10 protein-coding genes are annotated in these 12,669 nt (G+C 41.1%); all 10 read left to right on the top strand.

Going from position 1 to position 12,669, the window contains the following annotated elements; genetic code table 11:
* The first annotated feature begins 192 nt into the window (after positions 1-192).
* The 10 genes from ACQ93I_RS07290 (at position 193) to ACQ93I_RS07245 (ending at position 12,667) form a co-directional block, all read left to right on the top strand.
* Positions 193-588, top strand: a complete 396-nt coding sequence (locus tag ACQ93I_RS07290) for an HYC_CC_PP family protein (protein WP_431697869.1) — start codon at positions 193-195, stop codon at positions 586-588.
* Between the two features lie 105 nt (positions 589-693).
* Entirely contained in the window at positions 694-4,530 is a 3,837-nt protein-coding gene (locus tag ACQ93I_RS07285) for an efflux RND transporter permease subunit (protein ID WP_431697868.1), read from the top strand.
* Positions 4,530-5,822: a TolC family protein gene (locus ACQ93I_RS07280; protein ID WP_431697867.1), complete on the top strand. Its 1,293-nt coding sequence runs from the start codon at positions 4,530-4,532 to the stop codon at positions 5,820-5,822. Before ACQ93I_RS07285 ends, ACQ93I_RS07280 begins: the two co-directional genes overlap by 1 nt.
* Positions 5,815-7,638, top strand: coding sequence for an efflux RND transporter periplasmic adaptor subunit (locus tag ACQ93I_RS07275; RefSeq protein ID WP_431697866.1), 1,824 nt, complete (start codon positions 5,815-5,817; stop codon positions 7,636-7,638). Before ACQ93I_RS07280 ends, ACQ93I_RS07275 begins: the two co-directional genes overlap by 8 nt.
* Positions 7,639-7,681: 43 nt before the next feature.
* Positions 7,682-8,221, top strand: coding sequence for a DUF3347 domain-containing protein (locus tag ACQ93I_RS07270; protein ID WP_189602867.1), 540 nt, complete (start codon positions 7,682-7,684; stop codon positions 8,219-8,221).
* Between the two features lie 82 nt (positions 8,222-8,303).
* Complete coding sequence (locus tag ACQ93I_RS07265; RefSeq protein ID WP_431697864.1) at positions 8,304-8,744, top strand: hypothetical protein; 441 nt, start codon at positions 8,304-8,306, stop codon at positions 8,742-8,744.
* Positions 8,745-9,118: 374 nt separating this feature from the next.
* Positions 9,119-9,493, top strand: a complete 375-nt coding sequence (locus ACQ93I_RS07260; protein ID WP_431697863.1) for a YHS domain-containing protein — start codon at positions 9,119-9,121, stop codon at positions 9,491-9,493.
* Positions 9,494-9,663: 170 nt separating this feature from the next.
* Positions 9,664-12,063: a glycoside hydrolase family 65 protein gene (locus ACQ93I_RS07255; protein WP_431697862.1), complete on the top strand. Its 2,400-nt coding sequence runs from the start codon at positions 9,664-9,666 to the stop codon at positions 12,061-12,063.
* A 150-nt stretch (positions 12,064-12,213) separates the two neighbouring features.
* Complete coding sequence (locus tag ACQ93I_RS07250; RefSeq protein ID WP_189602871.1) at positions 12,214-12,450, top strand: hypothetical protein; 237 nt, start codon at positions 12,214-12,216, stop codon at positions 12,448-12,450.
* A gap of 4 nt (positions 12,451-12,454) precedes the next feature.
* Positions 12,455-12,667, top strand: coding sequence for an SHOCT domain-containing protein (locus ACQ93I_RS07245; protein ID WP_189602872.1), 213 nt, complete (start codon positions 12,455-12,457; stop codon positions 12,665-12,667).
* The last annotated feature ends 2 nt before the right edge of the window (positions 12,668-12,669 follow it).

Here is a 12,669-nt window from a genome sequence, read left to right as displayed (position 1 = left end):
CTTTATTCTGGATAAGGAAAATGCGTCCTATGTTTAGAATTCTGAGAGAAAAGGGAAAATATGACTTTGATCATATTTGAAAAAAGAGCAATTAATTATTTTTGTTATTGAATTATTAAAATGCTCCAAATATAATTTCAACCTTATTTCAGTGGTAATTAGCTAATGAATAGAGGAAATTAGAAGAGTGTTATGAAAGCCTTCCTATTAAAAATATCATCTTTGGTCCTGGCATTTTTAATGTTCCTATCGACAATGTCCTTTACTGTGAATAAACACTTTTGCGGGGATTTTCTTGTGGACCAATCAGTCTTTTTTGAAGCTGATACCTGCGGAATGGAACATGATTCCGGAGTAGCTGATGAGAAAGGTTGTTCTGACGATTCTATAGCTATTGATGGTCAGAAAGATTTGAAGATATCCTTTTATGATCTCAACTTTGATCAGCAAGTATTTCTTGTAAGTTTTGCTTATTCATTTAACGGGCTTTTTGAAGAACTGCCTGCGAAAGATATTCCTTTTGTGAAGTATATACCTCCCTTAATCGTTCAGGAAATCCACATATTGAACAAGACCTTCTTAATTTGATTCTGAATTAATATTTAGGCTCTGGTGCTTTACCGCCGGAGCAGAGTTTTTTTGATGTTGCAAACGTGCAGCTTCAAAAGAGTATTAATTCAGAATTAAAACCAAATGCTTAATAAAACTATAAAGTTCTTTTTAGAGAACAAATTGGTGACCGCTTTACTTACGGTTGCCTTAATGGCCTGGGGAGTAGCTACAGCACCGTTTAACTGGGACTTAGACTGGATGCCAAGGGATCCCGTGCCAGTGGATGCCATACCAGACATTGGTGAAAACCAACAAATCGTCTATACCGAATGGATGGGGAAATCTCCTCAGGACATCGAGGACCAAATAACCTATCCCCTTACTACTTCACTCTTGGGAGTGCCAGGCGTAAAAACTATTCGAAGTAGTTCCCTTTTTGGTCTTTCAAGCATCTATATAATTTTTGAAGAGGATGTGGAATTTTACTGGAGCCGCTCGAGAATTCTTGAGAAGTTAAATTCTCTGCCCGCCGGAACACTCCCAGCAGACGTCCAGCCCGCCCTGGGTCCTGATGCTACAGCATTGGGACAGGTGTTTTGGTACACTCTGGAGGGAAGAGACCCAAAAACCGGTGAGCCAACCGGGGGGTGGGATCCTCAGGAGCTTCGTACTATTCAGGATTTTTATGTCAAGTACTCTTTATCTGCTGCCGAAGGTGTATCTGAAGTAGCTTCAATAGGAGGATTTGTCAAGGAGTATCAGGTGGAAATTGATCCTACCGCGATGAAAAGCTACGGCGTAAATGTCAAACAAATAATGGAGGCTGTGCGTGAAAGTAACCTGGATGTAGGAGCACGCACCATTGAGTTTAACCGGGCAGAATATCTGGTTCGTGGATTGGGCTATATAGAAAGCCTGGAGGATCTCGAAGAAGCTGTTGTTGCTGTCAATGAGAATACTCCTATTCGCCTCAAAGATGTGGCCAGGATACAGATGGGGCCAGCTACCAGGCGCGGCGGGCTGGACAAAGGGGGCGCGGAGGCAACAGGAGCGCTGGTTGTCGCAAGATATGGCTCGAACCCTCTCGCAGTTATTGATAATGTAAAAAAGGAAATAGAGAATATTGCTCCCGGATTGCCAAGTAAGACGCTGGCAGACGGAACTGTCTCCAAAGTTACAATCGTGCCTTTTTACGATCGCTCCGGATTAATTTATGAGACTTTAGGAACTCTGGAGGAAGCACTTATCCTGGAGATCTTGATTAGCATTATAGTCGTCATAGTTATTGTTCTGAATTTAAGGGCAGCCATTATGATCTCAAGTCTGCTGCCTATTGGAGTACTTATGACATTTATTGTCATGCAGTATGCAGGAGTAGATGCCAATATTGTGGCACTTTCCGGGATTGCCATTGCCATTGGAGTCATGCTTGATGTTGGGGTGATTTTCACAGAAAACATACTTCGACATCTTGAGCTACCTGAAAATAAAGATCGCCCTAAAATGGCCGTCATCTATGAAGGAACCATAGAAATTGCATCAGCCGTATTAACCGCCCTGGCTACAACAGTAATTAGTTTTATACCTGTTTTTGCCATGACAGGTCAGGAAGGGAAGTTATTTGGGCCACTGGCTTTCACCAAAACTTTTGCACTTATATCTGCAATGTTCGTCGGGCTTGTTGTTATTCCAGCACTGGCACACGGGCTCTTTTCTATGAACTTCGGAAAAAAAAGAACCCGGAGGATCTGGAATTTTGCCCTTATTGCATTAGGAATTTTACTATTGTTTAAGGTAGCCTGGGTAGGATTAATGTTTATAGCACTGGGAGTTAACAATCTTCTGGAGCCGCGATGGCCTGAAGAAAAGCGTAAATATCCAACCTATCTAAACATTGGAATTGTATTAGTTGGGGTCCTGTTTTTCTTAAACAGAGAATGGTTGCCACTTGGTGCAGATCAATCTGAATTTACCAATCTCATTTTTGTAGGAGGGATTATAGTCATAGTGCTGGGATTATTAATGGCGATGGTAAAATATTACCAACCCATCCTTAGGTGGGCTTTAGAAAATAAATGGAAATTTTTGTCGCTTCCCATTTTGATAATTCTCTTCGGGCTTTTTACCTGGCAGGGTTTTGATAAGATCTTTAGTCCTGTTGCTACAGGCTTTGATAAACTTGGATATAACGTAAGGCAAACTGAGGTTTGGCTGGGAATAAGTGAGACCTTCCCGGGTGCGGGGGAAGAATTTATGCCCCCTTTAGAAGAAGGATCTTTCTTATTGATGCCCACAACTATGCCACATTCCGGAGTAGAAGAAAATATTGAGACCGTACGCATTCTGGATAAAAGATTGACTGCAATTCCAGAAGTAGACATGACTGTGGGGAAATGGGGAAGGGCTGCCACGGCTTTAGATCCCGCGCCAATTTCTATGTATGAGAATGTCATAAACTACAAATCGGAATATGTGCTTGATCAAAATGGGCGGCGAATGCGATTTGAAGTTAACGATGACGAGCATTATGTTTTGCAGAACGGTGAAATCTTTGACCCTGAGACGATGCAGCGAAAAGATCTGGATGTTTCCCTATTAATTCCAGACGCCGGCGGGGAATACTTTCGGCAGTGGCGTGATCACATTAAATCACCTAATGATATTTGGGATGAAATAGTTGGCACTACCAGCTTACCAGGAGTCACATCTGCACCAAAGCTACAGCCCATAGCCACTAGGTTAATCATGCTCTCCACAGGAATGAGAGCCCCCATGGGTATGAAAATATTCGGACCCGACCTGGAAACACTTGAAGAAGTTGGGCTACAAATGGAAGGGATCTTACAAGAAGTGCCGGGTGTAAAAGCTCCATCTGTTTTTGCCGACCGGGTAGTAGGAAAGCCCTATCTGGAACTCGATATAAACCGGCAGGCGATAGCTCGGTATGGCTTATCTATTGGTGATGTGCAGCGCATCATTAGTGCTGCTGTGGGAGGTATGTCTATGACTACCACCGTAGAAGGTCGGGAAAGGTATGGGGTCAGGCTAAGATATGCCCGGGAATTCAGGGATAACCCTGAAGATGTTAAGAGCATCCTGGTACCAACCCCAACCGGAGTTCAAGTCCCTTTAGGAGATTTGGCAGAGGTACAGTATGTACAGGGACCTCAGGTCATAAAGAGTGAGGATACTTTCTTGCTCTCTTATGTCATTTTTGATAAGGAAGCTGATGTTGCGGAGGTAGATGTAGTAGAAAATGCACAAGCTCTGATCAATGAGAAAATTGAATCAGGAGAATTTGTAGTACCTCCCGGAGTGAGCTACAAGTTTGCAGGGAACTACGAAAATCAATTAAGGGCTGCAAAAACTTTGTCTATTGTTATTCCTATCAGCTTGTTAGCTATTTTTCTGCTGCTTTACTTCCAGTTTGGCAATTTTCAGACCACATTAATGGCCTTTTCAGGTGTCTTCGTGGCATTGTCGGGAGGGTTTATCCTGCTCTGGTTGTATAACCAGACGTGGTTCCTGGATTTCAATCTTCTTGGAGAAAATATGCGGGAGGTCTTTCAAATAGGGCCTATAAACTTAAGTGTTGCTGTCTGGGTAGGTTTTATTGCCCTTTTTGGGGTGGCAACAGACGACGGCGTACTTATGGGAACCTATCTCAAGCAGGTTTTTGCTGAAGAAAAAACGACGGACAAAAATTCCATTCGAAGAGCTGTTGTAATGGCAGGGAGCAAAAGGGTAAGACCCGCTGTAATGACCACTGCAACTACTCTCATCGCTTTAATGCCAATTTTAACATCCACAGGGAAGGGGTCTGATATTATGATCCCTATGGCCATACCGACATTTGGAGGAATGTTGTTCCAGACAATAACTATGTTCGTAGTTCCCGTCCTATACAGTATGTGGCAAGAGAAGAAATGGTCAAATCCTAAATTACAGGAGCAACAAATAAATGAATTAGACAAGTAATGAAAAAAAATATCATAAATATAGGCGCTTTAATCATGTTTTTTCTCGCTTTGTGGACGAATAACTCCCATGCCCAGGAAGAAGAAATAGGAATCGGGTATTTAGATGAATATCTGGTACTGGCTGCTGAAAACAATCCGCAGATAAGATCCCTCTACAAGGAATATCTCGCTGCGCTGGAAAAAGTAGTCCAGGAAGGAACATTACCAGATCCACAGATAAGTTTTGGCTATTTCATCCAACCAGTAGAAACCCGTGTTGGAGCTCAACAGGCTACAGCTTCCTTTAGCCAAATGTTCCCCTGGTTTGGGACCCTTGATGCCCAGGAGCGGGTCGCGGCTGAAAGAGCGCAGGCACGGCTACAGCTTTTTGAAGATGCTAAACTCGAACTTTTTAGGGATGTGAAAATTACCTATACAGAGTTGTATTACCTTGAAATGGCGATACAAGTAACAGAAGAGAACCTGGCGCTGCTTAGTTCCTTTAAGAGCATCGCTGAGGTGCAGTTCGAAAGCGGAAAAACAAATTTTTCTTCTGTTCTACAAGTTGAACTGGAAGAGGAAGAGTTGGAAAGCAGACTAGCATATTTAAAGGACAGCAGGATTCCCCTGCTTACAGAGTTCGAGGAGTTACTAAATGAAGAACTACAAGAGCCTCTTGGGTTCCCTGACAGTCTTTGGGAGGAACAGCTTCTAAATGAAAAGAGTATACTTCTGGAAATGATCTTAGCTGAGAACCCACGCCTGGAACAACTCGAACATCAGGCAAGGAGTTTCGAAGAGCAGCTAACTGTAGCCAAAAAAATGGGTTTACCATCTTTTACTCTTGGGGGGACCTATACCAATATTGCTTCAAGAACAGATTTAGACCCGGATATGGCACTACCAGACAATGGGCAGGATGCATTTATTTTTCCACAAATAGGAATACGGGTGCCGCTTTACAGAAAAAAGTATAAAGCCATGCGCCAGGAAGCTATTCTGCAACAAGAGGCAGTGCAGTTGAAAAAGGAAAACCTGGAGAATGAATTGGAGACAAAGCTTGAGCAGTTGTATCGGGATTACGTGGACGCAGTACGAAACGTTGAACTCTACAGTCGGTTGACAACAATTGCCAAACAATCACTGGAGCTTTACCATACAGAACTATCTACAGGTAGAAACAATGTTTTGGAAATAATTCGAATGGAACGCCAACTTTTAAACTACGGTTTGGAACTGGCAAGGGCCAAAACAGAACGAAATAACAATGTGTACAGAATAAACTACTTAATAGGAGAAAGTTATGAATAAAATAAATAAAAAAATGATATACGTGGGGCTGGGCTTTTTAGCAGCAGGCCTACTCTTGGGGTGGCTTTTTTTTGGTGGAACATCAGAAAATTCAGCCACCACCGAAAATCAGCCGGAGGAAGCACATGCTCATGAGGAAGGAGAATCAGAAATCTGGACTTGTGCAATGCATCCACAGATTAGACAGGAGGAACCGGGAAATTGTCCTATATGCGGCATGGAATTGATTCCCGTAAAAGCGTCTGCAGCTGTCAATGACTCTGAGATACAAATGAGTGAAGCCGCAGCCAGGATTGCCGATATTCAAACCGTAACTGTAAAGGCAGGCTCACCTACTAAAGAGATATATCTTACGGGGAGGGTGACCGCAGATGAGCGCAATGTTTCGGCTGTGACTGCACGTTTTCCGGGACGTATTGAGAAGTTATTTGTGAACTTCACAGGACAAGAAGTAAGAAGAGGAGAAAGGTTAGCCTCTATCTATTCCCCGGAGTTAGTACAGGCACAAAAGGAACTCCTGGAGGCTGTACGGTTTAAAGAGACTAATCCTTCTTTTTTAGAAGCTGCGGTAAGGAAATTAAAACAGTGGGATTTAACCGATACGCAAATCCAGAATATTCAGGAGAATGGAAAGGTGCAATATAATTTTGACATTTATTCTACACAGTCTGGAACCGTTACCAGTAGAAATATAAGTGAAGGAGATTATGTGGGCGAAGGTCAGCCGCTTTTTGATATCGCTAATTTAAATAAAGTATGGGTCCTTTATGATGCCTATGAAAGCGATCTTGCATGGATTAAAGAAGGAGATAAAGTTACTTTTTCTGTACCCTCGATGCCTGGACAATCCTTTTTCAGTACTGTTACTTTTATTGATCCTGTTATTAACCCCCAAACGAGGGTAGCTTTGGTGCGAACTGAAGTAGATAATCCTAAAGGAAAACTCAAACCGGATATGTTTGCTCAGGGAGTAATTAACACTGAGTTGGATAATTTAGAAAACGCTCTCGTTATACCAAAATCTTCCATCCTGTGGACCGGTAAAAGAGCCATTGTCTACTTAAGGAGGCCCGAGTTTGAAGAGCCCACCTTCGAGTTTAGGGAAGTAGTTCTAGGACCCGAGGCAGGGGATTTGTATGTGGTCACTAAAGGCTTGGAAGCAGGTGATGAAGTTGTGGCCAATGGCGTATTTAAGGTAGATGCTGCCGCGCAACTGCAAGGGAAACGAAGCATGATGAGCCCGGAAGGTGGTCCTGCCATGACAGGACACAATCATGGTGGAATGGAAATGGAAGAGGGTAACGACATGCCGGAGCAAACAAAAACTTCAAAATTTGTTCAGGAAGATGTGATGGATATGAGCAAAGATGTCCCCAAAGCTTTCAAAAACCAACTTAATGAAGTAATCGAAGCCTATCTGGAACTTAAAGAAGGGCTGGTAAGGGCTAATATAGATGAGACACAGGAATCGAGTACTGAGCTATTGGCTGCTCTTGATAAACTTGATGGCAATTCCCTCTCTGGTCATGCTAAGAATTTTTGGGATGAAAAAAAGGCCTTCTTGTTCAAACACACAAAATTGTGTAAGGAGGCGAATACAATAGAAGGGAAACGCGAAAACTTTATTTTCCTTTCACAGCCTTTAATAAAAATCGTAGAGGCTTTTGGAGCTAACCAGAAGTTGTATGTGAACTTTTGCCCCATGGCCAATAATAACAAAGGTGCCTACTGGCTAAGTAACAGCAAAGAAATCAGGAACCCGTTTTTTGGAGAAGCCATGCTTACCTGCGGTGAAGTGAGATCGACAATAAACTAAAAACTGAAAGATAAATTAAATACTAATATCTAAAATCAAAACTATGAAGATTTTAAAAGTAAAAATTGCAGCAGTATTATTTATGACGGTAAGCCTGGGTTACAGCCAGGAGAAAAAAATGATGCACCAGGACCATCATAAAATGGAGAAAGGTGAGATGAAAATGATGGACAGTAAAATCCCAAAATTTAATAACGAAAAAATAACTACAGCTTATGAAGACTATTTAACCCTTAAAGCCGCAATACTCAAGTCTGATCAAGAACTGGCGAAGGAGGAAGCAGAGCAACTTCTAGGCGCTCTCGGAGAGTTTGAAGGGACTGGTCAATTAAAGAAAATTGTAACAAAGGTGACTACCAGTCCCAATCTGGAAGCACAAAAAGGAGCATTTTCTGAGTTCAGCAATGCATTTGCAAGTTTTCTTGAGGGAAAAATTGCTGACAACCAATTATATCTTGCCCGCTGTCCAATGGCTAATAATAACTCAGGAGGTTTTTGGCTAAGCCACGAAGAGGCAATTCAAAATCCATTTTTCGGAGGAAAAATGCTGAAGTGTGGTAGTATACAAGAAACTATAAAATAAAAAAGACCTGCGTAAGTGGACCGGTGGTTTCCCCTACTATCCCCTCAAGACTTATCCGGTCCATAAAGCAGGCGCAAGAAATATGAAAGCTAAAATAAAAATTTTCGCATTAGCGATAATAGGTACAATGTTTTTGTCCGGTTGTAATTCGCAAGAGAAAGAAAAAGTGCAAACAACGCAAACGGAGGTTAATCAAGTAGCAGAAAGTACTGTGAAAGCAGAGCACAATTATAAAATTGGAGATCGGATCCCAAATAATTTAGTATGTATGGTCAACGATGCATATATGGCCAAAATCCAGATTCCAATCGGTGTAAATGGTAAGATCTACTATGGCTGTTGTAACATGTGCGTTGACACCCTTAACGAAAAAGAAACGGCCCGCGTGGCTGTTGATCCTGTAACCGGCGAGGCCGTGGACAAATCTGAAGCTTTTATTGTCCTGCTAAACAAAAAAGGCGAAGTAGCCTACTACAAATCGGAAGCTACATACAAAAAAGCTTTGAAAACAGGAAAAATTTGAAGTTAGATAATATTAAGTCCTGCATAAATGGGCCGGAGGTTTTTCCCATTCCCCTATATCGGTTACCGGCCCATTGGCAGGCACAATGTATGAACAACAGCACTTTTTGAATAAAGTTTTCGAAAAAGGATCAGGAAGATTTTGAACTAATTAGAGATAATAAGTACCATAAAATTCTATCATGAGATCTTACAGGGAACAAAGGAGAAAATCAAGAAAGAAAAAGAAAAAGCGGTATCGTTCCAAGGCCAAAAAGAGTGATAAATTTCTGGCAATATGTGCTTTCGTAATACTCTTTCTTCTAGCTCTGTCCATGGCATTTTTGAGAGACTGGTACTTATAGTGGTGGAATAAAAAATAGTAAAAATAAAAAGATGAAATCGATTTTTGCGAGCACCCTCAGAAAAAGAAATTTTCTAATCATACTCTTGATTTGGATTACCGCCCTGCTCACCTTCACCTCTTGTAGCAGCAGCCGTATAGATTTAGCTCAAGGTCAACACGTGGATCCTGTATGTGGGGTAGTCGTTAGCGAGAAAAGTGCTATAAACTTTAAATACATGGAAAACACGCACTATTTTGATTCTGAAGAATGTCTGACAGTTTTTAGAAAGAATCCAGAAAAGTTTCATAAATCCCAACAAAAAAGAAGGTCTACAAACTGGATGCACATGGGCCTGGCTCCAGTCGGCGGCATCGTAATGGTTTTAGGAATGACGGCAGCTATGATTATTGGAGTAAGTCATTAAGAGAAAAAGATTACCTATTAAATATTGGAAAAACAATTGGAATATGAACTTTAGAGGTATTAACTGTAAGGAGAATTAATGGTATTATAAACATGATCAGAATGTTATGTAGGTGATGGCGGCCTCTAGAAACTTAGATCGTCAGAAAGTTTAAAAAAATAATAGAAGCTATGCAAAACTGGAAGCTGAAATATGACGGTTTAAGAAAAGAACAAGAGGGTCTCCGGGAAGCTCTATGTACCCTTGGCAATGGCTATTTCGCCACCAGGGGAGCAGCAGAAGAATCAAAAGCTGATGGCACTCATTACCCGGGCACATACCTGCAAGGTGGTTACAACAGGCTCAAATCGCGAGTAGCAGGAAAGACCATTGAAAATGAAGACCTGGTCAATTGGCCTAACTGGCTGCACCTTAGCTTCAGGCTGGAAGGAGATAAGAATTGGTTTCAGTTAGAAAAATTACAGGTCTTGAATTATGTTCAGGAACTTGATATCTCTGCAGGTATCCTGAGAAGGGAGATGCACTTCATCGATGAACAACAGCGGGAAACAAGGATTATCAGTACAAGACTGGTAAGTATGGATAATCCTCACCTTGCCGCCATAAAATGGGATTTTGTGCCGGTAAACTGGTCCGGAATGGTAGAAGTACGCTCTACCCTTGACGGATCAACAAAAAATGAGGGCGTAAAACGATATAAACCTTTAAAGAATCAGCATCTAAAAATAATTAAAAAAGGAGAAGCAGAAAATGCCATTTACATTCTGGTTCAAACGAATCAATCCCTCCTCTATATGGCTCAGGCAGCTAAATGCGTTATTTTTTCTAAAACTCAAAAGCTGGATGTAATACGAAAATTTTTTCGGGGAAAAGAGGTAATTGGTGAAATATTCACTTTTCACGTGACTCTGGGAGAACAAGTTTCTATAGAAAAAACGGTGTCCCTTTTTACCTCCAAAGACGATGCAATAAGTGAACCGCTCAACGATGCTTTGAAGCAAGTAAATGGTCAGGCAGATTTTTCTGTTGTAAAAAGAAGACATTCTGAAGCCTGGAAAAGATTGTGGAACAAGTTTGATATTTTCGTCAATGCATCGGGAAACTCTCAGCTCCTCCTCAGATTACATATTTTTCATTTGCTTCAAACGGCTTCTAAACTTACCATTGGTCGGGATGTTGGATTACCGGCGCGAGGTTGGCATGGAGAGGCTTATCGTGGCCATATTTTCTGGGATGAGTTATTCATATTCCCAATTCTTAATTACCGCCTACCTGACCTTACCCGTTCCCTGCTCCTCTATCGATATAAACGCTTAGAAGAAGCTAAAAAACTCGCTAAAAGGGAAGGTTATGATGGAGCTATGTTTCCCTGGCAAAGCGGAAGCAATGGACGGGAAGAAAGCCAGGTGGTTCATTTAAACCCGAAATCTGGACAATGGGTTCCAGACAATACATACCTCCAGCGTCATGTTAATCTCTCTATAGCTTATAATATCTGGCAATATTATGAAGTGACGGCAGATAAAAACTTCATGAAATTTTACGGTGCTGAGATGTTAATTGAAATCGCTCGTCTCTTTGCTGAACTGGCCAGCTGGTGCGATTTAAAAAAGCGCTACGAAATAAAAGGAGTAGTAGGCCCCGACGAATTTCATACCGCCTATCCTGGAAATGATAGCCCAGGAATAAATAACAATGCCTACACCAATGTCATGGCTTCCTGGCTTTTTTCCCATACCCTTAAAGCATTTGATTTAATTGGAATTACCCGTCGGGAAGTCTTAAAACAAGAGCTGCAGTTGGATGACAGGGAGTTGGAAAAGTGGAAAGAAATGGGAAGCAAATTATTTATTCCATTTATTGAAAAAGGGATCATCGCCCAGTTTGAAGGCTATGAACGGTTGGAGGATTTCGACTGGGAAGTCTATCGAAAAAGGTACAGCGATATTCACCGGCTTGACCGAATATTAGATGCCGAGGGTGACTCTGTTAATCGCTACAAGGCTTCAAAGCAGGCAGATGTGCTTATGCTCTTTTATCTTTTTTCTTCTGAACAATTAGTACAGCTATTTAAAGGTTTAGGGTATGATTTCAATACATCCAACATTCCTGATAATATTAACTATTATGCTACCCGAACCTCAGATGGTTCTACTCTTAGCCGAATAGTTCGCTCCTGGGTTGTGGCCAGATCCGATCGTAAATGTGCTTGGCATTGTTTCAGAGAGGCACTTGTTAGTGATTTTGAAGATGTGCAGGGCGGCACCACACCCGAGGGTATACATCTGGGCGCTATGGCAGGTACCATAGATATTGTACAAAGGTGTTTTACAGGTTTGGAGATCCGAAATGATGTGCTTTGGCTAAATCCCCAATTACCCAAAGAGATAAATTCCCTCAGTATGAAGATCAATTATAGAGGTGTATGGTTACAGTTAAACTTTTCGGCCAATAGTTGTCGAATAGAGCTTCTGGATGAAGTTGAATCCGACATAAAAATTCAATTTAAGAAACAATCTTTTACAATTTCCAATAAATCAACTAAAGTGATTCAATATCAACAAAACTAAAGATAAATAGATGAGAAAATAACCTATACAGTCAACAAAGAGTATTGAATGTTGGGCAGAATTGAGCAATATCATGTTTTTAAAACATCTTTTTTGTTAACTTATAATATACTCTGTGAAGTAATTGTTTAATCATTAAAATAAATTAAAATGAAAAATCACTGGTTATGGATGATCATCGGATGTGTTTTACCTCTTTTGCTCATCTTTTTGGCCCCATCAATTGGATTGGGTGGTGATGTCTGGCTTTTCACATTTATCATCATAATGTTTGCCATACATCTAATGATGCCTATGCGGCATGGAGATCATACTCACGGGTTAACCGATGAGAATTTAAAGAAAAAAAGCAAAGATCAAGTAACAAACCAACATCAAAAAAAATAAAGACATGCACAATTATGATGGATTTTTTGGAATGCACCTCATCTGGTGGTTCATCTGGATAGTTTTTCTTATCTGGGTTTTCATGATACCAACACAATGGGGAAAAAAAACAAGAAGAGAAGAACCACTGGACATCCTAAGAAAACGATTTGCACGTGGCGAAATTTCGAAGGAACAGTTCGAAGAACAAAAGAAGCTATTAGAATCGGATAAATAATT

Origin of the sequence: Salinimicrobium sp. WS361, assembly GCF_050750585.1 — a bacterium.
Classification (GTDB): Bacteria; Bacteroidota; Bacteroidia; order Flavobacteriales; family Flavobacteriaceae; genus Salinimicrobium.
This window is presented reverse-complemented; position numbering and strand designations above follow the sequence as displayed.